The organism is Wenjunlia vitaminophila DSM 41686 (assembly GCF_000380165.1).
GTDB classification, from domain to species: domain Bacteria; phylum Actinomycetota; class Actinomycetes; order Streptomycetales; family Streptomycetaceae; genus Wenjunlia; species Wenjunlia vitaminophila.
In genome coordinates, this window is sequence record NZ_KB904693.1 from 13,025 (window position 1) to 36,261 (window position 23,237).

Consider the following 23,237-nt stretch of genomic DNA (forward strand, 5'->3'; position numbering starts at 1 on the left):
CCCGTGGAAGGACCAGGCGCTGGTCCCCACCACGACTCCGAACGACACTCAGGAGCAGCAGTGAAGCGCAGCAAGACCCTCCGCGCTGCGGACGCCAAGGTCGACCGGGAGCGTCTCTACGCCCCGCTGGAGGCCGTCCGTCTCGCGAAGACCACCGCCACCACCAAGTTCGACTCGACCGTCGAGGTCGCCATGCGGCTGGGCGTTGACCCGCGCAAGGCCGACCAGATGGTCCGCGGCACCGTGAACCTCCCGCACGGCACCGGCAAGACCGCCCGGGTCCTGGTCTTCGCGACCGGTGACCGTGCCGCGGCAGCGGAGGCCGCTGGAGCCGACATCGTCGGCTCCGACGAACTGATCGACGAGGTCTCCAAGGGCCGCCTCGACTTCGACGCGGTGGTCGCCACCCCTGACCTCATGGGCAAGGTCGGCCGGCTCGGCCGGGTGCTCGGCCCCCGCGGTCTGATGCCGAACCCGAAGACCGGCACGGTGACCCCGGACGTCGCCAAGGCGGTGACCGAGATCAAGGGTGGCAAGATCGAGTTCCGTGTGGACAAGCACGCCAACCTGCACTTCATCATCGGCAAGGCGTCCTTCGCCGAGCAGCAGCTCGTGGAGAACTACGCGGCGGCGCTCGAGGAGATCCTGCGGCTGAAGCCGTCCGCCGCCAAGGGCCGGTACATCAAGAAGACGTCGATCAGCACCACCATGGGCCCCGGCATCCCGGTCGACCCGAACCGCACCCGCAACCTCCTGGTCGAGGAGGACGCGGCGGCGGTCTGAGCACCGTCCGTCCGACGCGGGACGGGCCCCGCCCCCTCGGGGGCGGGGCCCGTCCGTGTTTTCCGGCCGACCAGGTCCTGATCTGGTCACAGACCGTTCCCGCGTCCGTAACGAGAGTGGAGTCGCCGCCTCCAGGTCACACAGATGGGTTACATTTCATATCCCATGCCGTGAGGGGGACACACCATGCATCGGAAAGACGTCCGTCGGGCCTGCGCAGCCCTTGCCGCAGCCGCCGCTCTCACCGGGCTCGCTGCCTGCGGATCGGACAGTGACGGCAAGGGGCAGAACCCGTTCCAGAAGACCGAGCAGACCACCGGGAGCGAGGCGCCCTCGGGTAAGTCCGCGACCACCATGTCCATAGCCGCGCTCCAGCGCGTCGAGGCCGCCACCGAGGACAAGGAGTCCGCCAAGGTCAGCGGTTCCATGGAGATGGGAACCCAGAAGATGACCATGGACGGGGCCATCGACTGGGCCGACGGCCTGCTCGGCAACCTGACCATCGAGCAGCAGGGCGGCACCGCCGCCGGCGTGGGCACCGACGGCAAGATGCTCGCTCGCTATACGCGGGGAGCCATGTACCTCAACATGGGGCCCACGGTCGCCAACCAGATCGGCGGCAAGAGCTGGATCAAGTACGACTACGCCAACCTTGCCGAGATGAACGGTGCCTCCGGCGCGGTGATGCAGGACCAGCTCCAGAGCCAGAGCCCCACCAAGTCCGTGAAGCTGCTCCTGGCCTCCCCCGACGTGAAGAAGGTCGGCACCGAGCAGATCGGCGGCGAGGAGACCACCCACTACTCGGGCACCATCGACGTGGCCGACTTCACCGAGCAGGCCTCGGAGAACGTCAGCGCCGAGGAGCTGGAGCAGTTCCGCAAGGAGCTCGAGCAGAACGGCGTCACCACCGAGACCATCGACGTGTGGATCAACGACGAGGACCTCATGGTCAAGAAGGTCGAGAAGGCGGACACCGCGCAGGGCAAGATGCTCTTCACCGCCAACTACTCCGAGTACGGGGTGGACGTGGACGTGGAGATCCCCCCGGCGTCGGAGACCGCCGACTTCCGGGACCTGATGCAGCAGCAGACGGGCTGAGGCCCCTCCGGTCCCGACCCGATTTGCCTGCGCCCCGGCCGTTCGCGTAGCGTTGCGTCCTGAAGCCAAAGACCGCTGGTCGTTGCCGTGCACTCGTCCCCATCCAGGGGTACAGGGGCGCGGTGGCCGAAGGAGCCGCTGACGCGGACGGCCTGCGCAGGTGAATGAGGTCGCTCCTCCCGTGGGCTCGTGTGCGAGCCGTCACGGTCGAGTCACGCCCCGTGCGCCTGCGCCGGGGCGTTTTCCGTGGCCCCCCTTCCCGCTTCGCCCCCGACCGGGGGACCGGGCGCACGCCCAGGTCCCGTGCCGGTCCTGCGGCGCGGCGGAGTGCGCCCGACGTGGGCGGTCCGGCCCAAGGCGGCCGCCCGGCGGGGCGGCCAAGGATCGCATCACCCGGAAGGAGGCCGAGGCTCAGATGGCGAGGCCCGACAAGGCTGCCGCGGTCGCCGAGCTGACGGATCGGTTCCGCAGCTCGAACGCCGCCATGCTGACCGAGTACCGCGGTCTCACCGTGGCCCAGCTCAAGCAGCTGCGCCGTTCGCTCGGTGAGAACGCCCAGTACGCCGTGGTGAAGAACACGCTGACCAAGATCGCGGCCAATCAGGCCGGGATCAACCAGTTCGACGACCTGCTCGTGGGTCCGTCGGCCGTCGCCTTCGTGACCGGTGACCCGGTCGAGGCGGCGAAGGGCCTGCGTGACTTCGCCAAGGAGAACCCCGCTCTGGTGATCAAGGGCGGTGTCCTTGACGGCAAGGCGCTGTCCGCCGAGGAGATCACCAAGCTCGCGGACCTGGAGTCCCGTGAGGTGCTGCTCGCCAAGCTGGCGGGTGGCATGAAGGCGACCATGGCCAAGGCCGCGGCGACCTTCCAGGCTCCCCTCACGCAGTTCGTTCGTACCGCGGAGGCGCTGCGCGCCAAGCGGGAAGAGCAGGGCGGTGCCGGTGCGCCGGCTTCCGCCGAGGCCGAGGACGCCGGGTGACACCGGTCACGCCCGTCCGGGCGTGACCATCCCGACCCTCTGCCACCGCGGGCCCGCCCAGTGCCGCGAGGCACCCGCCCGCTGATATCCACCCCGGCACCAGCCACAGATCAGGAAGGACCGCCACCATGGCGAAGCTCGACAACGCCGAGCTCCTCAACATCTTCAAGGAGATGACCCTCCTTGAGCTCTCGGCCTTCGTGAAGGAGTTCGAGGAGACCTTCGACGTCAAGGCCGCCGCCCCCGTCGCCGCCGTCGCCCCGGTCGGCCCCGGTGGCGCCGAGGCCGCCCCGGTGGAGGAGCAGGACGAGTTCGACGTCATCCTCACCGCCGCCGGCGAGAAGAAGATCCAGGTCATCAAGGAGGTCCGCGCGCTGACCTCCCTCGGCCTGAAGGAGGCCAAGGACCTGGTGGACGGCGCTCCGAAGCCGCTGCTGGAGAAGGTCAACAAGGAGACCGCCGACAAGGCCAAGGCTGCCCTCGAGGGCGCCGGCGCCAGCGTCGAGGTCAAGTAACACCAAGGCGCGAGCAACACCTGGCCCCCTCGGGGGCCCACGGGGGCGGCCATCCACTGCCGGGTGGCCGCCCTCCGGCATGTCCGCCCCCGTCGACCCGCGGGGCGTGCCTGTCCTCGGTATCCGAACTGGTGTACGGTTTTCGGTAGTTGGCGAGGCGGGGCCACCGGTCCCGGCGACGCGGCGGAGGCGGGGCTCCACCGCATTGTCAGCCCCCGCGAGTATGGTGATCACCATCGGTTCGGCCAGGCCTGATGAAGATCACCAGGAAGGGTCCCGCGACAGGGGGGCCTTGACGAACCGGACGCAGCGCGCAATTCTCAGGACGCGTCGCCACATTGGCCGGGCTCCGCAGGCATGGATCGCGGCCGAGGTGGGAATGCCTTGCGACAAGCGCAGACCCTGAGCCTGCCTGGGGCAAGCCCGGTTCCGAGGCCCGGGCCTGACAAGGAGGGGGCGAAGATTCGGACTCCGAATCGCGGCTCTGGACAGCAGTGTGCCTAATGGCTACACTGTCCCTTTGCGCTGCCTGTTAGCTGCTCCCTGGCCCGTCACCAGGAGCTCGCCCTAGCCCGACCACGAACCGGAAACGCCTCTCATCAGGGCGTATGCCCCGTGTTCGGGGATGGGCCACCGGTATGCGCGTAGTGAGTCCGAGCCCTCGGAAGGACCCCCTCTTGGCCGCCTCGCGCAACGCCTCGACTGCCATCACGAACAACGGCGCCAGCACCGCCCCGCTGCGCATCTCATTCGCAAAGATCCGGGAGCCCCTCGAGGTACCGAACCTCCTCGCGTTGCAGACCGAGAGCTTCGACTGGCTGCTCGGGAACGCCGCGTGGAAGGCGCGGGTCGAGGCCGCCCTGGAGAGTGGGCGCGACGTCCCCACCAAGTCCGGCCTCGAAGAGATCTTCGAAGAGATCTCCCCGATCGAGGACTTCTCCGGGTCGATGTCGCTCACCTTCCGCGACCACCGCTTCGAGCCTCCGAAGAACTCGATCGACGAGTGCAAGGAGCGCGACTTCACCTACGCCGCGCCGCTCTTCGTCACCGCCGAGTTCACCAACAACGAGACCGGTGAGATCAAGTCCCAGACGGTCTTCATGGGGGACTTCCCCCTGATGACCAACAAGGGCACCTTCATCATCAACGGCACCGAGCGCGTGGTGGTCTCCCAGCTCGTCCGTTCCCCGGGTGTCTACTTCGACAAGCAGATCGACAAGACCTCCGACAAGGACATCTTCTCCGCCAAGGTCATCCCCTCCCGGGGTGCCTGGCTGGAGCTCGAGGTGGACAAGCGGGACACCGTCGGTGTCCGCATCGACCGCAAGCGCAAGCAGTCGGTGACCGTGCTGCTCAAGGCCCTGGGCTGGACCTCCGACCAGATCCTGGAGGAGTTCGGCGAGTACGAGTCGATGCGCACCACCCTGGAGAAGGACCACACCCAGGGCCAGGACGACGCGCTGCTGGACATCTACCGCAAGCTGCGTCCGGGCGAGCCGCCGACCCGCGAGGCCGCGCAGACCCTGCTGGAGAACCTCTACTTCAACCCCAAGCGGTACGACCTGGCCAAGGTCGGCCGGTACAAGGTCAACAAGAAGCTCGGCACCGACCAGCCCCTCGACTCCGGCGTGCTGACCATCGAGGACGTCATCGCGACCATCAAGTACCTGGTCAAGCTGCACGCCGGGGAGACGGAGACCACGGGCCGGAACGGGCAGCGGATCGTCGTCGAGACCGACGACATCGACCACTTCGGCAACCGCCGCCTGCGCAACGTCGGCGAGCTCATCCAGAACCAGGTCCGCACCGGCCTGGCCCGGATGGAGCGGGTCGTCCGCGAGCGGATGACCACCCAGGACGTCGAGGCGATCACGCCGCAGACGCTGATCAACATCCGGCCTGTCGTCGCCTCCATCAAGGAGTTCTTCGGCACCAGCCAGCTCTCGCAGTTCATGGACCAGACCAACCCGCTCTCCGGGCTGACCCACAAGCGCCGCCTGTCGGCGCTTGGCCCCGGTGGTCTGAGCCGTGAGCGGGCCGGCTTCGAGGTCCGCGACGTGCACCCCTCGCACTACGGCCGGATGTGCCCGATCGAGACCCCCGAAGGTCCGAACATCGGTCTGATCGGTTCGCTGGCGTCGTACGGCCGGGTCAACGCGTTCGGCTTCGTCGAGACCCCCTACCGCAAGGTCGTGGACGGCGTGGTCACCGAGGAGGTGGCGTTCCTCACCGCGGACGAGGAGGACCGCTACGTCATCGCCCAGGCCAACGCGCCGCTGACGGACGACAACACCTTCGCCGAGTCCCGGGTCCTGGTCCGCCGCCGCGGCGGTGAGATCGACTACGTCCCGGGCACCCAGGTGGACTACATGGACGTCTCCCCGCGCCAGATGGTGTCGGTGGCGACCGCCATGATCCCGTTCCTGGAGCACGACGACGCCAACCGCGCGCTGATGGGCTCCAACATGATGCGGCAGGCCGTGCCGCTGCTGAAGGCCGAGGCGCCGCTGGTCGGCACCGGCATGGAGTACCGCTGCGCGGTGGACGCCGGCGACGTGATCACCGCCGAGAAGGACGGCGTGGTCCAGGAGGTCTCCGCGGACTACATCACCGTCGCCAACGACGACGGCACCTACACCACCTACCGGGTGGCCAAGTTCCAGCGCTCCAACCAGGGCACCTCCTTCAACCAGAAGGTCCTGGTGGACGAGGGTTCCCGGGTGGTGGCCGGCCAGGTGCTCGCGGACGGCCCCTGCACCCAGAACGGCGAGATGGCGCTCGGCAAGAACCTCCTGGTGGCGTTCATGTCCTGGGAGGGCCACAACTACGAGGACGCCATCATCCTCTCCCAGCGCCTGGTCCAGGACGACGTCCTGTCCTCGATCCACATCGAGGAGCACGAGGTGGACGCCCGGGACACCAAGCTCGGCCCGGAGGAGATCACCCGGGACATCCCGAACGTCTCCGAGGAGGTCCTGGCCGACCTCGACGAGCGCGGCATCATCCGGATCGGCGCCGAGGTGATCGCCGGCGACATCCTCGTGGGCAAGGTCACCCCCAAGGGCGAGACCGAGCTGACCCCGGAGGAGCGGCTGCTGCGCGCGATCTTCGGCGAGAAGGCCCGCGAGGTCCGCGACACCTCGCTGAAGGTCCCGCACGGTGAGACCGGCAAGGTCATCGGCGTCCGGGTCTTCGACCGCGAGGAGGGCGACGAGCTCCCGCCCGGCGTCAACCAGCTCGTCCGGGTCTACGTCGCCCAGAAGCGCAAGATCACTGACGGTGACAAGCTGGCCGGTCGGCACGGCAACAAGGGCGTCATCTCCAAGATCCTCCCGGTGGAGGACATGCCGTTCCTCGAGGACGGCACCCCGGTGGACATCATCCTCAACCCGCTGGGTGTCCCCTCCCGGATGAACCCCGGGCAGGTCCTGGAGATCCATCTCGGCTGGCTCGCCAAGGCCGGCTGGAAGGTGGAGGGCGAGGACGCCGAGTGGAAGCGGCGGCTGAAGGTGATCGGCGCCGACGAGGTGGCGCCCGGCACCAACGTCGCCACCCCGGTGTTCGACGGTGCCCGCGAGGACGAGATCACCGGTCTGTTCGAGTCCACCATCCCCAACCGCGACGGTGACCGGCTGGTGCTGCCGTCCGGCAAGGCCCGGCTCTTCGACGGCCGCTCCGGTGAGCCGTTCCCCGAGCCGGTCTCGGTCGGCTACATGCACATCCTGAAGCTGCACCACCTGGTCGACGACAAGCTGCACGCCCGGTCCACGGGTCCGTACTCGATGATCACCCAGCAGCCGCTCGGTGGTAAGGCGCAGTTCGGTGGCCAGCGCTTCGGTGAGATGGAGGTGTGGGCGCTGGAAGCGTACGGCGCCGCCTACGCGCTCCAGGAGCTGCTGACGATCAAGTCCGACGACGTTCTCGGCCGGGTGAAGGTCTACGAGGCCATCGTCAAGGGTGAGAACATCCCGGAGCCCGGAATCCCCGAATCCTTCAAGGTGCTCATCAAGGAGATGCAGTCACTCTGCCTCAACGTGGAGGTGCTCTCGAGCGACGGCATGTCGATCGAGATGCGCGACACCGATGAGGACGTCTTCCGCGCCGCGGAAGAACTCGGCATCGACCTGTCCCGGCGCGAGCCGAGCAGCGTCGAAGAGGTCTGACCGGTTGGCCGGCCGGGTCACCCCCGGCCGGCCACCGCAGGCCCCCTCGGACCAGTGAAGCCTTCAGCAACTGCCGGACATTGCCCAGGCAGCGGCGACAAACCCCGAAAGAGGGATTGACGACAAGTGCTCGACGTCAACTTCTTCGACGAGCTGCGGATCGGCCTCGCTACCGCGGACGACATCCGTCAGTGGTCGCACGGCGAGGTCAAGAAGCCCGAGACCATCAACTACCGCACCCTGAAGCCGGAAAAGGACGGGCTCTTCTGCGAGAAGATCTTCGGCCCCACCCGGGACTGGGAGTGCTACTGCGGCAAGTACAAGCGCGTCCGCTTCAAGGGCATCATCTGTGAACGCTGCGGCGTCGAGGTGACCCGGGCCAAGGTGCGCCGCGAGCGCATGGGCCACATCGAGCTGGCCGCACCGGTCACCCACATCTGGTACTTCAAGGGCGTCCCCTCCCGCCTCGGCTACCTCCTGGACCTGGCGCCGAAGGACCTGGAAAAGGTCATCTACTTCGCCGCCTACATGATCACCTGGGTGGACGACGAGCGCCGCGCCCGCGACCTGCCCTCCCTGGAGGCCCAGGTCTCCGTGGAGCGCCAGCAGATCGAGCAGCGTCGTGACGTGGACGTCGAGGGCCGGCAGAAGAAGCTCGAGGCCGACCTCGCCGAGCTGGAGGCCGAGGGCGCCAAGGCCGACGTGCGCCGCAAGGTGCGCGAGGGCGCCGAGCGCGAGATGAAGCAGCTCCGGGACCGTGCCCAGCGCGAGATCGACCGGCTGGACGAGGTCTGGACCCGTTTCAAGAGCCTGAAGGTCCAGGACCTCGAGGGCGACGAACTGCTCTACCGCGAACTGCGGGACCGCTTCGGCACCTACTTCTCCGGCGGCATGGGCGCCGCCGCACTCCAGAAGCGCCTGGAGTCGTTCGACCTGGAGGAGGAGGCCGAGCGGCTCCGGGAGATCATCCGCACCGGCAAGGGCCAGAAGAAGACCCGCGCCCTGAAGCGGCTCAAGGTGGTCTCCGCGTTCCTCCAGACCCGCAACAGCCCCAACGGCATGGTGCTGGACTGCGTCCCGGTGATCCCGCCGGACCTGCGCCCGATGGTGCAGCTCGACGGTGGCCGGTTCGCCACCTCCGACCTGAACGACCTGTACCGCAGGGTCATCAACCGCAACAACCGGCTCAAGCGTCTGCTGGACCTCGGCGCCCCCGAGATCATCGTGAACAACGAGAAGCGGATGCTCCAGGAGGCCGTGGACGCGCTGTTCGACAACGGCCGCCGCGGTCGCCCGGTCACCGGGCCCGGCAACCGCCCGCTGAAGTCGCTCAGCGACATGCTCAAGGGCAAGCAGGGCCGGTTCCGGCAGAACCTGCTGGGCAAGCGCGTGGACTACTCCGCCCGCTCGGTCATCGTGGTCGGCCCGCAGCTCAAGCTGCACCAGTGCGGCCTGCCCAAGGCCATGGCGCTGGAACTGTTCAAGCCGTTCGTGATGAAGCGCCTGGTGGACCTGAACCACGCGCAGAACATCAAGTCCGCCAAGCGGATGGTCGAGCGCGCCCGCCCCGTGGTGTGGGACGTGCTGGAAGAGGTCATCGCCGAGCACCCGGTGCTGCTGAACCGCGCGCCGACGCTGCACCGCCTCGGCATCCAGGCGTTCGAGCCCCAGCTCGTCGAGGGCAAGGCCATCCAGATCCACCCGCTGGTGTGCACCGCCTTCAACGCGGACTTCGACGGCGACCAGATGGCCGTGCACCTGCCGCTGTCCGCGGAGGCGCAGGCCGAGGCCCGCATCCTGATGCTGTCCTCGAACAACATCCTCAAGCCGGCCGACGGCCGGCCGGTGACCATGCCCACCCAGGACATGGTGCTCGGTCTGTTCTTCCTCACCTCCGAGCGCGCCGACGAGGAGCTGGTCGGGACCGGGCGTTCGTTCTCCTCGGTCGCCGAGGCCATCATGGCCTTCGACGCCCGGGAGCTCGACCTCCAGGCCAAGATCGAACTGCGTCTCGCCCCGGGCACCGTCCCGCCGCGGAACTGGACCCCGCCGAGCGGCCCGGACAACACCACCGACTGGCAGCCCGGTGACCCGTTCCGGCTGGTCACCTCGCTGGGCCGGGCGCTGTTCAACGAGCTGCTCCCGGACGACTACCCGTTCGTCGACTACTCCGTCGGCAAGAGGCAGCTCTCGGAGATCGTCAACGACCTGGCGGAGCGCTACCCGAAGATCGTGGTCGCGGCCACCCTGGACAACCTCAAGGCGGCCGGCTTCCACTGGGCCACCCGCTCCGGGGTCACCATCGCCATCTCCGACGTGGTGGTGCCCGAGGCCAAGGCGCAGATCCTCCAGCAGTACGAAGCGCTGGACGAGAAGGTCCAGAAGCAGTACGAGCGCGGTCTGATCACCCGCGACGAGCGCCAGCAGGAGCTCATCGCGATCTGGACCAAGGCGACCAACGAGGTCGCCGAGGTGATGAACGAGAACTTCCCGAAGACCAACCCGATCTTCATGATGGTCGACTCGGGTGCTCGCGGAAACATGATGCAGATGCGGCAGATCGCGGGCATGCGCGGTCTGGTGTCGAACGCCAAGAACGAGACCATCCCGCGGCCGATCAAGGCGTCGTTCCGCGAGGGCCTCACCGTGCTGGAGTACTTCATCTCCACCCACGGCGCCCGAAAGGGCCTGGCGGACACCGCGCTGCGCACCGCGGACTCGGGCTACCTGACCCGTCGCCTGGTGGACGTCTCCCAGGACGTGATCATCCGCGAGGAGGACTGCGGCACCGACCGCGGCCTGAAGCTGGACATCGCGGTGACCGGTCCCACCGGTGGGCTCCGCAAGGCGGACAACGTCGAGACCAGCGTGTACGCGCGCTGCCTCGCCGAGGACGTGGTGGTCGACGGCAAGGTGATCGCCCCGGCCAACGTGGACCTCGGGGACGTGCTCATCGACGAGCTCATCCGCCACGGCGTCTCCCAGGTGAAGACCCGCTCCGTGCTCACCTGCGAGTCCGCCGTCGGCACCTGCGCCATGTGCTACGGCCGCTCCCTGGCCACCGGCAAGCTGGTGGACATCGGTGAGGCCGTGGGCATCATCGCCGCCCAGTCCATCGGTGAGCCCGGAACCCAGCTCACCATGCGCACCTTCCACACCGGTGGTGTGGCCGGTGACGACATCACCCAGGGTCTGCCCCGTGTGGTGGAGCTCTTCGAGGCCCGCACCCCCAAGGGTGTGGCCCCGATCAGCGAGGCGGCGGGACGCGTCCGGGTCGAGGAGACCGAGAAGACCCGGAAGCTCGTCATCACCCCGGACGACGGCTCCGACGAGATCGCCTACGGCGTGAGCAAGCGCGCCCGGCTCCTGGTCGGCGAGGGCGACCGCGTCGAGGTCGGCCAGAAGCTGACCGTCGGCACGGAGAACCCGCACGACGTGCTCCGCATCCTCGGCCAGCGCGCCGTCCAGGTCCACCTGGTCGGCGAGGTGCAGAGGGTCTACAACTCGCAGGGCGTGTCGATCCACGACAAGCACATCGAGATCATCATCCGGCAGATGCTCCGCCGGGTGACGATCATCGAGTCCGGCGACGCCGAGCTGCTCCCCGGCGAGCTGGTCGAACGTTCCCGGTTCGAGGCGGAGAACCGCCGGGTGGTCCAGGAGTCCGGTCAGCCGGCCTCCGGGCGTCCCCAGCTCATGGGCATCACCAAGGCCTCGCTCGCCACCGAGTCGTGGCTGTCGGCGGCCTCCTTCCAGGAGACCACCAGGGTGCTCACCGACGCGGCCATCCACGCCAAGTCGGACCCGCTGCTGGGCCTGAAGGAGAACGTCATCATCGGCAAGCTCATCCCGGCCGGTACGGGTCTGCCCCGCTACCGCAACATCCGGGTGGAGCCGACCGAGGAGGCCAAGGCCGCGATGTACTCCGCGGTGGGCTACGACGACATCGACTACTCGCCCTTCGGCGCCGGCTCCGGCCAGGCGGTGCCGCTGGAGGACTACGACTACGGGCCGTACAACGGCTGACCGGGTCCATCCCGCGGGCGGCCCCTGCCCCTCGCCCTCCCCTGGAGCTCCAGGAGGAGGGGGAGGGGCAGGGGCCGCCCTCTGGTTTCCTCGCTCGCAGACAGACAGACAGACAGACGGACGCGGAGGCGGGGGCGGGGGCGGCAGCCGGTGGTCGGCCGCGGGTCCGCGTGTCACGACCCGGCAGATCCCGAGCTGGCCACATCAACCCTTCCACGCGAGCGGAAGTCCTTCATGATGGACACAGGTTCAGGTGTGGGGAGGGACACGGTGCCGATGCAACCGACACAGCCAGACCAGCCGTGGCGGGGTGGGGGCCAGCCGCCGTGGTATTCCGGTCAACCTGCCCCGGGCGGCATGGACGGGATGCGCGCCTCGAACGCGGACCGGGAGAGAGCGGTGGACGTGCTGAAGGCGGCGTTCGCCGAGGGCCGACTGACCAAGCAGGAGTACGAGCAGCGGGTGGAGTGGGCCTACCAGGCGTACACCTACGGCGACCTGGGCCGGCTCGTCGCGGACCTGCCGCAGGGCCCCCTGCCGCCCGCTCCGCTGGTTCCGGCCCCGATGGTCTTCCACCCCCGGCCCGTGGCCCCGTTCCCCGTGATGCTGCCGCCTCCGCCCATGCCCCGCCGCCCCACCAACCCGTACGCGATCGGTTCCCTGATCTGCGGCCTGATCGCCCCGTTCGGCGGGATCACCGCGGTTCCCGCGGTCGTCCTCGGGCACGTGGCCAAGTCCAAGCTCAGGGGCGGTGGGGAGGAGGGCGACGGGCTGGCCGCGGCAGGACTGGTGCTCGGCTGGCTCAGCATCGTCTTCTGGCTGATGGTGGTGATCGCGACAGCGGCCTGAACGAGCTGGTCAGCACCGTCGCACGGACCCCCCTCTTGTTTTGACCTGAGGCGATGCGGTAGGTACGCTCTGTCCTTGTGCCTGGGGTGCCCCCGGGTTCCTGTGCGTGCCGTCGCGGCCACCGCGATGTGGGCGGCACGGGACACCGAGATTTCCGCACGTCCTGACTTCATCACGATGCTGTGATGAGGCGAGGGGCCCATGCAGAGCATCCGACACACCCGACCGCGTGGGTCGGGCAGTGGCCGGAGCCCTCCAGGTTAGCTTCATCACACTGGCACACAGAAAACGGAGAAGCGGTGCCTACGATCCAGCAGCTGGTCCGGAAGGGCCGGCAGGACAAGGTCGAGAAGAACAAGACGCCCGCGCTGAAGGGCTCCCCGCAGCGGCGCGGCGTCTGCACGCGTGTCTACACCACGACGCCGAAGAAGCCGAACTCGGCGCTTCGCAAGGTCGCACGTGTTCGCCTGACCAGCGGGATCGAGGTGACCGCCTACATCCCGGGCGAGGGCCACAACCTCCAGGAGCACTCCATCGTGCTCGTGCGTGGTGGCCGTGTGAAGGACCTGCCGGGTGTTCGCTACAAGATCATCCGCGGTTCGCTGGACACCCAGGGGGTCAAGAACCGCAAGCAGGCCCGCAGCCGCTACGGCGCCAAGAAGGAGAAGTAAGCATGCCTCGCAAGGGTCCTGCCCCGAAGCGCCCGGTCATCGTTGACCCGGTCTACAACTCTCCTCTGGTGACCTCGCTGGTCAACAAGATCCTGCTGAACGGCAAGCGCTCCACCGCCGAGCGCATCGTGTACGGCGCCCTGGAGGGCCTGCGGGAGAAGACCGGCAACGACCCGGTGATCACCCTGAAGCGCGCCCTGGAGAACGTGCGGCCGACCCTGGAGGTCAAGTCCCGCCGTGTGGGTGGCGCCACCTACCAGGTGCCGGTCGAGGTTCGTCCCGGACGCTCCACCACGCTCGCACTGCGCTGGATCGTGGGCTACTCGCGCGCCCGCCGCGAGAAGACCATGACCGAGCGTCTGATGAACGAGCTGCTGGACGCCTCCAACGGCCTCGGTGCCGCGGTCAAGCGCCGCGAGGACACCCACAAGATGGCGGAGTCCAACAAGGCCTTCGCGCACTACCGCTGGTAGTCGACCCCCGCTAACGACGAGAACCGAGAGAAGACTGAGCCACATGGCCACCACTTCACTTGACCTGGCCAGGGTCCGCAACATCGGGATCATGGCCCACATCGACGCGGGCAAGACCACCACCACCGAGCGCATCCTGTTCTACACCGGTGTGAACTACAAGATCGGTGAGGTCCACGAGGGCGCTGCCACGATGGACTGGATGGAGCAGGAGCAGGAGCGCGGCATCACCATCACCTCCGCCGCGACCACCTGCCACTGGTCCCTGGAGGACGTCGACCACACCATCAACATCATCGACACCCCGGGTCACGTGGACTTCACCGTCGAGGTGGAGCGGTCGCTTCGGGTTCTCGACGGTGCCATCACGGTGTTCGACGGCGTCGCCGGCGTGGAGCCGCAGTCCGAGACGGTGTGGCGCCAGGCCGACCGCTACGGTGTGCCGCGGATCTGCTTCGTCAACAAGCTCGACCGGACCGGCGCGGAGTTCCACCGCTGCGTGGACATGATCGTGGACCGGCTGAACGCCACCCCGCTGGTCATGCAGCTCCCCATCGGGGCCGAGGCGGACTTCAAGGGCGTGGTGGACCTGGTCTCCATGAGGGGCCTGGTCTGGCCCGCCGAGGCGGCCAAGGGCGAGATGTACGAGGTCGTTGACATCCCGCAGACCCACCTCGAGGCCGCTCAGGAGTACCGCGACAAGCTCCTGGAGACCGTGGCGGAGTCCGACGAGGAGATGATGGAGCTGTACCTGGAGGGCACCGAGCCCACCGAGGAGCAGCTCATCGCGGCGATCCGTCGGGCCACCATCGCCCGTGCGTTCACCCCGGTCTTCTGTGGCACCGCGTTCAAGAACAAGGGCGTGCAGCCCCTGCTCGACGCGGTCGTGCGGTACCTGCCGTCGCCGCTGGACATCGAGGCGGTCGAGGGCCACAAGGTCGGCGACGAGGAGACGGTGCTCACCCGCAAGCCGAGCACCGACGAGCCGTTCGCCGCGCTGGCCTTCAAGATCATGAGCGACCCGCACCTGGGCAAGCTCACGTACCTGCGCGTCTACTCCGGCGTCCTGGAGGCCGGCACCCAGGTGCTGAACTCCGTCAAGGGCCGCAAGGAGCGCATCGGCAAGATCTACCGCATGCACGCCAACAAGCGTGAGGAGATCGCCAGTGTGGGCGCGGGCGACATCGTCGCGGTGATGGGCCTGAAGGACACCACCACCGGCGAGACGCTCTGTGACGCGTCGAACCAGATCATCCTGGAGTCCATGAACTTCCCGGCTCCGGTCATCGAGGTGGCCATCGAGCCCAAGTCCAAGGGCGACCAGGAGAAGCTGGGTGTGGCCATCCAGCGCCTGGCCGAGGAGGACCCGTCGTTCCAGGTCCACACGGACGAGGAGACCGGGCAGACCATCATCAAGGGGATGGGCGAACTCCACCTCGACGTCCTGGTCGACCGCATGCGGCGGGAGTTCAAGGTCGAGGCCAACGTCGGCAAGCCGCAGGTGGCCTACCGCGAGACGATCCGCAAGGGCGTCGAGCGGGTTGACTACACCCACAAGAAGCAGACCGGTGGCTCCGGTCAGTTCGCGAAGGTGCAGATCGCCATCGAGCCCCTCGAGGGCGGCGACGGCAACTACGAGTTCGTGAACAAAATCACTGGTGGCCGGGTTCCCAGGGAGTACATCCCGTCGGTGGACGCCGGGTGCCAGGAGGCCATGGAGTTCGGCGTGCTCGCCGGGTACCCGCTGGTCGGGGTCCGGGTCACGCTGCTCGACGGCGCCTACCACGAGGTGGACTCCTCCGAGCTCGCCTTCAAGATCGCCGGTTCGATGGCGTTCAAGGAGGCAGCCCGCAAGGCCAGCCCGGCTCTGCTCGAGCCGATGATGGCCGTCGAGGTGACCACGCCCGAGGATTACATGGGTGACGTCATCGGTGACCTGAACTCGCGCCGTGGCCAGATCCAGGCCATGGACGAGCGCAGCGGCGCACGGGTGGTCAAGGCCCTCGTGCCGCTGTCGGAGATGTTCGGTTACGTCGGTGACCTCCGCAGCAAGACCTCGGGTCGGGCCAGCTACTCGATGCAGTTCGACTCCTACGCCGAGGTTCCGCGCAACGTCGCGGAGGAGATCATCGCGAAGTCCAGGGGCGAGTAACACTCCGTTGCTCAGCACCTAGGCTGAAGCACTAGGCTCGGGACAAACCGCCGCACACCGTCTGTGGTGTGCGGTGGGACCCCGGTAGCCGGCCCAAAGCGAAGCGGTCAAGGGCATCCCCCTCGGGGTCCTGGCCGGTTCGGTAGACCCAACTGGCAGCCGTACCGCGTATGGCGCTCAGATACCAGTCCACAGGAGGACCCCAGTGGCGAAGGCGAAGTTCGAGCGGACTAAGCCGCACGTCAACATCGGCACCATCGGTCACATCGACCACGGTAAGACCACGCTCACCGCGGCGATTACCAAGGTGCTGCACGACGCGTACCCGGAGCTGAACCCCTTCACGCCGTTCGACCAGATCGACAAGGCGCCGGAGGAGCGGCAGCGCGGTATCACCATCTCCATCGCGCACGTCGAGTACCAGACCGAGTCGCGTCACTACGCGCACGTCGACTGCCCCGGTCACGCGGACTACATCAAGAACATGATCACCGGTGCGGCGCAGATGGACGGCGCCATCCTGGTGGTCGCCGCGACCGACGGCCCGATGCCGCAGACCAAGGAGCACGTGCTCCTGGCCCGCCAGGTCGGCGTGCCGTCCATCGTGGTGGCCCTGAACAAGGCCGACATGGTGGACGACGAGGAGATCCTGGAGCTCGTCGAGCTCGAGGTCCGCGAGCTGCTCTCCGAGTACGAGTACCCGGGCGACGACATCCCCGTGGTCCGCGTCTCGGCGCTCAAGGCCCTCGAGGGCGACACCGAGTGGGGTGCCAAGCTCGTTGACCTGATGCACCAGGTGGACGAGGCCATCCCCACCCCGGAGCGGGACGTCGACAAGCCGTTCCTGATGCCGATCGAGGACGTCTTCACCATCACCGGTCGCGGCACCGTGGTGACCGGCCGCATCGAGCGCGGTGTCCTGAAGGTCAACGAGACCGTGGACATCGTGGGCATCCGGCCGGAGAAGACCTCCACCACGGTCACCGGCATCGAGATGTTCCGCAAGCTCCTCGACGAGGGCCAGGCCGGTGAGAACGTCGGTCTGCTGCTCCGCGGCATCAAGCGCGAGGACGTCGAGCGCGGCCAGGTCGTCATCAAGCCGGGCTCGGTCACCCCGCACACCTCGTTCGAGGCCCAGGCCTACATCCTGTCGAAGGACGAGGGTGGTCGCCACACCCCGTTCTTCAACAACTACCGTCCGCAGTTCTACTTCCGTACCACGGACGTGACCGGCGTGGTGACCCTCCCCGAGGGCACCGAGATGGTCATGCCGGGCGACAACACCGGCATGACGGTCGAGCTGATCCAGCCCGTCGCCATGGAAGAGGGCCTGAAGTTCGCCATCCGTGAGGGTGGCCGGACGGTGGGCGCCGGACAGGTCACCAAGATCCTCAAGTAGTTCCGAGGATCCTGCGCCTCAAAGGGGCCCGCACGACCACGGTCGTGCGGGCCCCTTTCGCATGCCCTGCCCCGCGAGCCCACCCCGGACCTGGGAGCCCCCGGGGAGCGCCTCGCCCGTCAGGTGCCGAAGCGGTGGCGGGCCGCCTCGATGTGGCCAAAGTACCGGTGGGTCCAGTCGCACATCCCGTCCACGGTGGCCCGGAGGGCTTGGCCGGGCTGGGTGAGGGTGTAGTCGACCCGCGGCGGCACGGTGGGGTGCACATGCCGCTCGACCAGTCCGTTGCGCTCCAGCATGCGTAGGTTCTGGGTGAGCATCTTGTGGCTGATGCCCTCGACCTCGTTCCGCAGTTCACTGAAGCGCATGGTGCGCTCCCCCAGCGTCTCGATGATCAGCAGTGCCCACTTGTTGGCGATGTCCGAGAAGATCTCCCGTGCCAGGGAGTCGGCGCGCGTCAGGTCTGCTTCGTCGGGTGAGCCCTTGGGCTGTGTGGTCACCATGAGGTTCCCCAGTCACTTATAAGTGCGTTCTTCCACGTCAGCACACACTCTCCTATGGTTACCTTGTAACCGCAAGAGATCGTAAGGATCTCTCGACAGATGCGAGCCCACAGGCTCACATGACAAGGAGAGCCAGCCATGGCCATCACTCTGGTGGACCCCGAAGGACTTCCCAAGATCGACCTCTACCGGCAGGTGTCGGTTGCGACCGGCTCGAAGCTGGTCTTCATGGCCGGGCAGGTCGCCTGGGGCGCCGACGGCCACACGGTCGGCGTGGGCGACCTCGCCGCTCAGGTCGAGCAGGCCTACCTCAACGTCGGCACGGCCCTGGCCGAGGCTGGTGCCTCGTTCGACAACGTGGTGAAGCTCACCGTCTACCTCGTCGACTGGACCCCCGACAAGATGCCCCTCTTCGTCGAGGGGGTCGCCCGGGCGTCCGCGAAGCTGGGGATCACCTCCGCCCCGCCGCTCACGGGGATCGGCGTCGCGGCCCTGGCCGGGCCCGACCTCCTGGTCGAGGTGGAAGCCACCGCGGTCATCGACTGACCCGGTGGCCTCCGCTGAGCGGTCCGGCTGTGAGTGGTCCGGCCCTGAGCGTGGTCGGCCTGACACCGGCCGGCCCCGCTCGCCGCTGGCCGGCCGGACCCCTGGGGACCGCGTCACGCGGTCGCTGAAGCCCCTGCGGCTCACGGTCCGGCCCGGCAGGCGGCGTCGCTCGGCCCCGAGCCCCGGCCCCGGGCGCCCCGGCCCGGGCTACCGGTACCGCGGCAGACCGTCCGTGGAGATCGTCCACTCGCCGATCGTGACGTCCTCCCCGTACACGAAGTCCTTCCTGGTCGCGTAGCGGGGCCCGGTCGGCGTGGGATGGATGTCGGACAGCACGGCGCCCTCACCCGTGCGGGGGTCGAAGACGACGTACAGCGGGACCCCGAGCAGCGGGTAGTCCCGCATCTTCCCCACCCAGTCGTTGTCCGGGTTGGAGCAGGAGACCACCTCGACGGCGGCGATCAGGGTGCGAGGGTCAAAGGACCCCTCCACCTCCATGTCGGCCTCGGAGATCACCATGATGTCCGGATGGCGCAGCACTCCTTCGCGGGCATCCTCCACATCCGGTGTGCCGGTGTGCGCCAGCAGCCCTTCCGGCATCACCCGCTCCAGCCGCCGACTGATACGCGCCGCCGTCAGCTCGTGCGGTCCCTTCGGGAACGTCATGTCGTGCACGATCCCTTCCCTGGTGACCTCGAGCTTGCCGGGGACGCTGTGCCGCATCCGCTCGGTGACGTCCCGCATCGCCTGGTAGACGAAGGCGTCGTGCTGTGGGCGGCCAGGAGCGATCGTCACGGTGCTCGCTCCTCGCTGGCGGCGGCTCGGCTGGTTGCCGAAGTTCCTGCGTTTCATGCTAACGAGGTGGTGGCTCACACCCCCGCGCCTGGCACCCGGCCCCGGAACCCCCACACCCTCACGCCGCGGTGAACGGAGCCGGAACCCCGGACCGTCGCCGGGTACCTTCGCGGCAGTCCCGGCAGCGTCCCGGTTCCGCGGCGCGGAAGGCCCGATCACCAGAGTCGCAGTTCTGGAGCGGGGGCACTGGCCGCCCTGTCCCCGCCGGGCAGCGCACCTGCGCCCTCGGCACCTGCGGCCCCGGCACTCGAACTCGGGCACTGCCTGTGGCTCCCCGCCGAGGGGCCCCGTGCGTGCGACCTCTACCTGACCTGCGCGACGTTCGTCACGACTCCGGCCTACGCCCCATGGCCACGGGCAAGACGCAAGGTCGGTCGAGAACGCCCTCGCCACCGACGCCGCCAATCACGGCTGGACACGCGAAGTCGAGCGTCACCACTGCACCGCCGGCCGAATCGAGAAGCTCCTGAACGCCCCGGCCAGCCGCTCGAAGACCCCACCGACACCCCGGAGAAGGGTCACCACTGATCAGCGAGTCGGGAAGGGAAGCAGCGCAAGGTCCCATTCGTCAGCCGCGTGAAGCAGCGCAGCCGCGGCCACGACCTGATCCGCATGCCCTCCCGGGACGGCAAGCCGACGGGGCTGGGCGACGCGTTCGCCCATTACGGGCGGATCTTCAAGACCCTGACCTGCTCCAGTTCGTCTCGGACGAGGGATACCGGCGGATGATCGGCGCTCAGCTCAACGTCACCGAGGCACGCCACCGCCTCGACCGGAAGATTTTCTTCGGGCAGCGCGGCGAACCGCACCAGCACTACCGCGAGGGCATGGAGGACCAGCTCGGCGCGCTCGGTATGGCTCTGAACGCGGTGGTGCTGTTCAACAGCCCCTACATCGACACCGCCGTCAAGCAGTTGGCTGCCGACGGCTTCCCGATCACCGATGAGCTGATTGCTCGCCTCTCTCCGCTCCAGTACGGCCACATCAACTTCCTGAGCCGCTACGCCTTCACCCGGCCGCCGGCTCCGGGACCGCGGCAGCTGCGCGACCCGCACAGCGACGACGAGATGGACGACGACGAGCGCGGATGGCCGCGAGCCCGTGCAGCCGAAAGCGGTCCCGCCCGGAGTCACCGTTTATGACTCCGGGCCGGACTGCCTTGTGCGTCACGGTGAGTCGAGGCGTCGGTGGCCCAAGTGCCCCACCGATGCCGCGCACAGAGCCGTCTCCCCCGCTGGTGTGGGCTGCCCGGGGCCGTCGAAGGTCAGGACGTGGTAACCGCGTTCCTGTCCGCCGACGTCCGAACCGTCGTAGACGACCAGGCCGAGATTACGCAGGGTCTCGAACCAGAACTGCTGATCGTCCTGGAACATCAGCTGCTGCATCGCGTCTCCCTCCCAAGGAGGGCCCGAAAGGCGCGCGGGGGCCGACCGGTGAGGCGCTGGACGGCGTCGGTGATGCGGTCCTCCGCCCCTCCGGCGATGGCACGGTCCATGCCGGCCAGCATTGCGGCGAACCGCACCGGGACCTGCGTCGTGAGGTGATCGCACATCTGCTCGTAGGACAGACGGTGGTGCACCACGGACCGACCGGTGACCTCGGTGATGATCGCGGCGATGTCGTCGTAGCCGAGTGCCTCGGGTCCGGTGAGGACGAGATCGGTGTTGGGGGCCTGCTCGTCGGTCAGAGCGCGGACGGCGACGGCCGCGATGTCCTCGGCGTCGACGAAGCCGACCCGGCCGCTTCCGGTGGCGGTCCGGATGATGCCCTCGTCGCGGATGCTGCGGGCGTGCGCGTGCTCGCCGGTGAAGTTCTGCATGAACCACGAGGGCCGCAGTACCGCCCACTGTTCGAACAGACCGGGCAGGGCCTGGTGCACCGTTCCCACCGCCGGGCCGCCCTCAGGGATGGCCGAGGAGCTCAGCAGCACCGCGCGGTGCACACCGGCGGTGCGGGCCTGACGGAGGAACGGCAGCATGATCGTCGCGGGGTCGGAGTCACCCACGGGCGGTATGAGGTAGACGCCGTCGACGCCGTCGAGGGCGGCCGCGTGGGTGGCGGGGTCGTACCAGTCGAAGGGGACCGGCTCGGTGCCGGCGACCGGGGTGGCCCGGCGGCTGGCGGCTTTGACGCGGTGACCCGCGGCCGTCAGCTGTGCCGCGGTGCGGCTGCCGGTGGTGCCGGTGGCGCCGATGACCAAAGTGGTGCCGGCGGTGGTCATCGGCTGCTCCTGGTGAAGTCGGTGCCGGGTTCCTGGACGGCGAGGGGGTTCCAGTAGTCGCGGTAGGAGATGAGGTGTCCGTCTCGAACGGTCACGACGGCGATGTAGGTCATGTCGAAGGGAGCGTCGCTCTCCACCAGGCGGCCGACGCCGCGCATCTCGACCACGATGGTCGCCGGATCGGTGGTCTGGTGGATGCGTAGGTGGGGGAAGTCGTGCAGGTCGATGTGCTCGGGGTAGTGGCGCATGTAGGCGGCGATGGCCTCCTTGCCCTCCAGACGCCGGGGCCAGCCGTCGGGGGCGAAGGGGAACTCCATGAGGCCGTCCTCGGCCCACAGGGCGACCCACGCGGGAATGTCCTTGTCGAGCAGCAGTCGCAGGCTGTGGCGGTACAGACCTGCCGGGGAGGTCGGTGCGGACATGGGTATCCTCCAGTCACAGAATCCGGACCCTAGGTCCGCTTCAATGATACGGACCGCAGGTCCGTTTTGCGAAAGGGAGGAGCGGCATGCCCGAACGCCAGTCGTCTCGCAAGGACGCCATCCGCAACCGGGAGGCCGTGCTCGTGGCCGCCGACGCCCTCTTCACCCGCCGTGAGAGTGCCGAGGACGTCACCATGGCCGACGTCGCGACCGCGGCCGGCGTCGGCAAGGGCACGCTCTTCCGGGCCTTCGGCGATCGCGCCGGGCTGCTCCGCGCACTGTATGAGGCACGGCTCGAACCGATCAGGCAGGCGGTCGAGACCGGCCCACCACCCCTGGGACCCGCGACCCCACCGCACGATCGCGTACCCGCCCTGCTCGACGCCGTCCTGTGCTTCAAACTCGACAATCGGCGCCTCGCGCTGGCCCTGGAGGAAGGCGGGAGCAGCAGCCCGTACCGGGCGGAGCACTACGAGCCGTGGCACAGCCTGCTCCGAGCCGTACTGGAGCAGATCCCCGGCCTGACCGACAGCGACTTCACCGCCCATGCCCTGCTCGCCGCCACACGAGCCGACCTCGTCGAGCACCTGGCCGGAGAAGAGCGCATTCCGCGGGAAAGAATGCGGGCACAGTTGGCGAACTTCGTCACCAGAGTCCTGGCCTCCGGCCCACTGCGAGCGCTGACCGCCGAGGAGTGATCGAGGATCGGGCGAGTCCTTGATCGGCGGGGCCTCTCGCGAACGACCCTTTGCCAGACACCGGCAAGCGCAAGGGACAGAACCCCTCGGTGGCCAGCGTTTACCGGGCACTCGCCGAGCACGCCAAGCGTGAGACGCACCCCGCAGCCGTCGAGGCAGCACACGCCGACTTCGCCGCCCTTCAGAACGGTGAAGTCCCCTGTCCGCGTGCGGAGACCGAGCCCGCTCGGTGACGAGTGGGTTACGTCAGCGGCTACCGCTGATTTCCGTTCGGGTACTCCCCGAGGGCCGATTTCCACCCCCACGTCGGTTCAAATCCTAGAACACAGGCACGGAATCCTCCGGGCTCAGGCCTTGTCCCCGTGTGAGTCGCTGGCCTTCATCGGCAATCTGCTGGGAGAAACATGACCTGCAAGCCATCCGAACTGGACTGGTTCAAGAGCACCTACAGCGCCAGCAACAGCAATGACTGCGTCGAAGTGGCCCGCACGCCCGACACCATCCACGTTCGTGACTCCAAGGACCCCCACGGCCCCCAGCTCACCTTCACTGCGGAGGCCTGGGCCTCCTTTGTCACCCACGTCGGGACGTTGACCTAGCCGGTGTGGCGCCTGTTGCTCACAGGACCACGCGCCACCACTTCCCATCCCGGCCAACGCCCCACGGGCGGCTGTGGCCGCACCGCCTCCTGTCCGGACCACGCCCCTGACGAGTGATGGATGAGTACGGTGTTGACGGGCGGGGAACGCAAGGTAGTCGGCTGGTCACGTGGTTTGGCCGCAGAGGTCCCGGGGGGCTGGGGTGGGCTTGGGGTTGGGTCCTTTCGACGCGGGTGACTTCGTTCCTGATCCGGTTGAGGACGTGGTCGAGAAGGGCAAGGAGAAGGC

21 protein-coding genes and 1 pseudogene are annotated in these 23,237 nt (G+C 68.1%); 17 read left to right on the top strand and 5 right to left on the bottom strand.

The genetic code is table 11. From position 1 onward, the window contains the following. Positions 1-60: 60 nt before the first annotated feature. From rplA to tuf, 11 genes are all read left to right on the top strand, one after another. Positions 61-783, top strand: a complete 723-nt coding sequence (gene rplA / locus A3IG_RS0121000) for a 50S ribosomal protein L1 (RefSeq protein WP_018385564.1) — start codon at positions 61-63, stop codon at positions 781-783. A gap of 186 nt (positions 784-969) precedes the next feature. Continuing rightward, positions 970-1,881: a LolA-like protein gene (locus A3IG_RS0121005; protein ID WP_026220499.1), complete on the top strand. Its 912-nt coding sequence runs from the start codon at positions 970-972 to the stop codon at positions 1,879-1,881. Between the two features lie 415 nt (positions 1,882-2,296). Further along, on the top strand, positions 2,297-2,860 hold the full coding sequence (gene rplJ / locus A3IG_RS0121010) for a 50S ribosomal protein L10 (protein WP_018385566.1): 564 nt from the start codon (positions 2,297-2,299) through the stop codon (positions 2,858-2,860). A 128-nt stretch (positions 2,861-2,988) separates the two neighbouring features. Beyond that, entirely contained in the window at positions 2,989-3,375 is a 387-nt protein-coding gene (gene rplL / locus A3IG_RS0121015) for a 50S ribosomal protein L7/L12 (RefSeq protein ID WP_018385567.1), read from the top strand. A 677-nt stretch (positions 3,376-4,052) separates the two neighbouring features. Further along, positions 4,053-7,538 carry a DNA-directed RNA polymerase subunit beta gene (gene rpoB, locus A3IG_RS0121020; RefSeq protein WP_018385568.1) on the top strand — a complete coding sequence of 1,162 codons (3,486 nt, stop codon included), beginning with the start codon at positions 4,053-4,055 and terminating at the stop codon, positions 7,536-7,538. Positions 7,539-7,664: 126 nt separating this feature from the next. Beyond that, a complete protein-coding gene (locus tag A3IG_RS0121025) occupies positions 7,665-11,564 on the top strand; it encodes a DNA-directed RNA polymerase subunit beta' (RefSeq protein WP_018385569.1) in 3,900 nt (1,299 codons plus the stop codon). Positions 11,565-11,930: 366 nt separating this feature from the next. Continuing rightward, a complete protein-coding gene (locus A3IG_RS0121030) occupies positions 11,931-12,413 on the top strand; it encodes a DUF1707 and DUF4190 domain-containing protein (protein WP_018385570.1) in 483 nt (160 codons plus the stop codon). A 299-nt stretch (positions 12,414-12,712) separates the two neighbouring features. Continuing rightward, complete coding sequence (gene rpsL, locus A3IG_RS0121035; RefSeq protein WP_014144289.1) at positions 12,713-13,084, top strand: 30S ribosomal protein S12; 372 nt, start codon at positions 12,713-12,715, stop codon at positions 13,082-13,084. Between the two features lie 2 nt (positions 13,085-13,086). Then, positions 13,087-13,557, top strand: coding sequence for a 30S ribosomal protein S7 (gene rpsG, locus A3IG_RS0121040; RefSeq protein ID WP_018385571.1), 471 nt, complete (start codon positions 13,087-13,089; stop codon positions 13,555-13,557). Positions 13,558-13,600: 43 nt separating this feature from the next. Then, a complete protein-coding gene (gene fusA / locus A3IG_RS0121045) occupies positions 13,601-15,709 on the top strand; it encodes an elongation factor G (protein ID WP_018385572.1) in 2,109 nt (702 codons plus the stop codon). Between the two features lie 205 nt (positions 15,710-15,914). Next, entirely contained in the window at positions 15,915-17,108 is a 1,194-nt protein-coding gene (tuf, locus tag A3IG_RS0121050) for an elongation factor Tu (protein WP_018385573.1), read from the top strand. Between the two features lie 119 nt (positions 17,109-17,227). On the opposite strand, the gene A3IG_RS0121055 is transcribed toward tuf, so the two are convergent. Then, positions 17,228-17,608, bottom strand: a complete 381-nt coding sequence (locus tag A3IG_RS0121055) for a winged helix-turn-helix transcriptional regulator (RefSeq protein ID WP_018385574.1) — start codon at positions 17,606-17,608, stop codon at positions 17,228-17,230. Positions 17,609-17,746: 138 nt separating this feature from the next. Between A3IG_RS0121055 and A3IG_RS0121060 the strand changes: the two genes are divergently transcribed. After that, positions 17,747-18,154 carry a RidA family protein gene (locus A3IG_RS0121060; RefSeq protein ID WP_018385575.1) on the top strand — a complete coding sequence of 136 codons (408 nt, stop codon included), beginning with the start codon at positions 17,747-17,749 and terminating at the stop codon, positions 18,152-18,154. A 207-nt stretch (positions 18,155-18,361) separates the two neighbouring features. Here A3IG_RS0121060 and A3IG_RS0121065 read toward each other — a convergent pair whose 3' ends face one another. Beyond that, the gene (locus tag A3IG_RS0121065) at positions 18,362-18,949 is read right to left on the bottom strand and encodes a Uma2 family endonuclease (RefSeq protein ID WP_018385576.1); all 588 of its coding nucleotides are present in this window, start codon (positions 18,947-18,949) and stop codon (positions 18,362-18,364) included. Between the two features lie 636 nt (positions 18,950-19,585). Here A3IG_RS0121065 and A3IG_RS34360 point away from each other — a divergent pair. After that, positions 19,586-19,738 carry a hypothetical protein gene (locus A3IG_RS34360; protein WP_157862238.1) on the top strand — a complete coding sequence of 51 codons (153 nt, stop codon included), beginning with the start codon at positions 19,586-19,588 and terminating at the stop codon, positions 19,736-19,738. Then, entirely contained in the window at positions 19,735-20,151 is a 417-nt protein-coding gene (locus A3IG_RS30705; protein ID WP_078500781.1) for a Tn3 family transposase, read from the top strand. The genes A3IG_RS34360 and A3IG_RS30705 overlap by 4 nt, the downstream gene beginning before the upstream one ends. 24 nt (positions 20,152-20,175) lie before the next feature. On the opposite strand, the gene A3IG_RS0121075 is transcribed toward A3IG_RS30705, so the two are convergent. Genes A3IG_RS0121075 through A3IG_RS0121085 form a run of 3 tightly spaced genes read right to left on the bottom strand, consistent with a single transcriptional unit; the run spans position 20,176 to position 21,652 of the window. Next, a complete protein-coding gene (locus A3IG_RS0121075; RefSeq protein WP_018385577.1) occupies positions 20,176-20,394 on the bottom strand; it encodes a hypothetical protein in 219 nt (72 codons plus the stop codon). Beyond that, positions 20,382-21,230 (bottom strand): NAD(P)H-binding protein, encoded by an 849-nt coding sequence (locus A3IG_RS0121080; protein WP_018385578.1) that lies wholly within the window; start codon positions 21,228-21,230, stop codon positions 20,382-20,384. Before A3IG_RS0121080 ends, A3IG_RS0121075 begins: the two co-directional genes overlap by 13 nt. After that, positions 21,227-21,652 (bottom strand): nuclear transport factor 2 family protein, encoded by a 426-nt coding sequence (locus tag A3IG_RS0121085; RefSeq protein ID WP_018385579.1) that lies wholly within the window; start codon positions 21,650-21,652, stop codon positions 21,227-21,229. Before A3IG_RS0121085 ends, A3IG_RS0121080 begins: the two co-directional genes overlap by 4 nt. A gap of 86 nt (positions 21,653-21,738) precedes the next feature. Here A3IG_RS0121085 and A3IG_RS0121090 point away from each other — a divergent pair, with 86 nt between their 5' ends. The 3 genes and pseudogenes from A3IG_RS0121090 to A3IG_RS0121095 all read left to right on the top strand — a co-directional run bounded on the left by A3IG_RS0121090 (position 21,739) and on the right by A3IG_RS0121095 (position 22,949). Continuing rightward, positions 21,739-22,350: a TetR/AcrR family transcriptional regulator gene (locus tag A3IG_RS0121090; RefSeq protein WP_018385580.1), complete on the top strand. Its 612-nt coding sequence runs from the start codon at positions 21,739-21,741 to the stop codon at positions 22,348-22,350. Between the two features lie 309 nt (positions 22,351-22,659). Further along, positions 22,660-22,758, top strand: a pseudogene (locus A3IG_RS35385) (transcriptional regulator); the annotation flags it as partial. Beyond that, on the top strand, positions 22,755-22,949 hold the full coding sequence (locus A3IG_RS0121095) for a DUF397 domain-containing protein (protein WP_018385581.1): 195 nt from the start codon (positions 22,755-22,757) through the stop codon (positions 22,947-22,949). The pseudogene A3IG_RS35385 and the gene A3IG_RS0121095, both read left to right, overlap by 4 nt. Positions 22,950-23,237 lie beyond the last annotated feature (288 nt).

Bases quoted from the DNA above. Each gene is read 5' to 3' on its own strand.
- A3IG_RS30705 (WP_078500781.1), top strand. From the start codon at position 19,735: ATGATCGGCGCTCAGCTCAACGTCACCGAGGCACGCCACCGCCTCGAC.
- A3IG_RS0121075 (WP_018385577.1), bottom strand. From the start codon at position 20,394: ATGCAGCAGCTGATGTTCCAGGACGATCAGCAGTTCTGGTTCGAGACC.
- A3IG_RS0121095 (WP_018385581.1), top strand. From the start codon at position 22,755: ATGACCTGCAAGCCATCCGAACTGGACTGGTTCAAGAGCACCTACAGC.
- rplJ (WP_018385566.1), top strand. From the start codon at position 2,297: ATGGCGAGGCCCGACAAGGCTGCCGCGGTCGCCGAGCTGACGGATCGG.
- A3IG_RS0121060 (WP_018385575.1), top strand. From the start codon at position 17,747: ATGGCCATCACTCTGGTGGACCCCGAAGGACTTCCCAAGATCGACCTC.
- A3IG_RS0121005 (WP_026220499.1), top strand. From the start codon at position 970: ATGCATCGGAAAGACGTCCGTCGGGCCTGCGCAGCCCTTGCCGCAGCC.
- A3IG_RS0121030 (WP_018385570.1), top strand. From the start codon at position 11,931: ATGCGCGCCTCGAACGCGGACCGGGAGAGAGCGGTGGACGTGCTGAAG.
- A3IG_RS0121055 (WP_018385574.1), bottom strand. From the start codon at position 17,608: ATGGTGACCACACAGCCCAAGGGCTCACCCGACGAAGCAGACCTGACG.
- A3IG_RS0121080 (WP_018385578.1), bottom strand. From the start codon at position 21,230: ATGACCACCGCCGGCACCACTTTGGTCATCGGCGCCACCGGCACCACC.
- A3IG_RS0121085 (WP_018385579.1), bottom strand. From the start codon at position 21,652: ATGTCCGCACCGACCTCCCCGGCAGGTCTGTACCGCCACAGCCTGCGA.
- rpsG (WP_018385571.1), top strand. From the start codon at position 13,087: ATGCCTCGCAAGGGTCCTGCCCCGAAGCGCCCGGTCATCGTTGACCCG.
- fusA (WP_018385572.1), top strand. From the start codon at position 13,601: ATGGCCACCACTTCACTTGACCTGGCCAGGGTCCGCAACATCGGGATC.
- A3IG_RS0121090 (WP_018385580.1), top strand. From the start codon at position 21,739: ATGCCCGAACGCCAGTCGTCTCGCAAGGACGCCATCCGCAACCGGGAG.
- rplL (WP_018385567.1), top strand. From the start codon at position 2,989: ATGGCGAAGCTCGACAACGCCGAGCTCCTCAACATCTTCAAGGAGATG.